Annotated in this window: 2 tRNA genes and 1 rRNA gene; all 3 read right to left on the bottom strand. The window is 45.8% G+C overall.

The window, feature by feature from the left end:
• Window positions 1-147 precede the first annotated feature (147 nt).
• Window positions 148-221 (bottom strand) — tRNA-Ala (locus tag L0657_RS27810).
• An 85-nt stretch (window positions 222-306) separates the two neighbouring features.
• Window positions 307-380: transfer RNA gene (locus L0657_RS27805), tRNA-Ile, on the bottom strand.
• Window positions 381-436: 56 nt separating this feature from the next.
• Window positions 437-553 (bottom strand): 16S ribosomal RNA (locus tag L0657_RS27800); the annotation flags it as partial.

The following is a 553-nucleotide window of genomic DNA, read 5'->3' as shown; positions in this document are numbered from 1 at the left end:
CTTATCGCAGCTTATCACGTCCTTCATCGCCTCTGAGAGCCTAGGTATCCTCCATGCGCCCTTAATTCGCTTGCGCGTTTATTATCTTATTCTCTTTTGCTTCTCAATATGTCAATGAACTCGTTACCGCACCGATGTGTGGTAATGTGGAGAATAACGGATTCGAACCGTTGACCCCCTGCGTGCAAGGCAGGTGCTCTAGCCAGCTGAGCTAATCCCCCAAGTATTTTTTGTTTTTTTCGGAGTGCAAAAGTAGAGTAATTAAATTACTTATCCTAATACAAATCCAATGTTTTTTAAATTTAGTGGGCCTGCGTGGACTCGAACCACGGACCTCTACATTATCAGTGTAGCGCTCTAACCACCTGAGCTACAAGCCCCTACATTTAAAAATATATGATAAAGATAAACTAAAAGCAGAGTTTCTCGTCTCCAGAAAGGAGGTGTTCCAGCCGCACCTTCCGGTACGGCTACCTTGTTACGACTTAGCCCCAGTCGCCGATTTTACCCTAACGGTGTCTTTAACCTACCGCTTCAGGTCTCCCCGACTCCC

Origin of the sequence: Dyadobacter sp. CY345, from assembly GCF_021502725.1 — a bacterium.
Classification (GTDB): Bacteria; Bacteroidota; Bacteroidia; order Cytophagales; family Spirosomataceae; genus Dyadobacter.
Note: the sequence above shows the minus strand (reverse complement) of the source record. Positions and strands in the feature narration are given on the sequence as shown.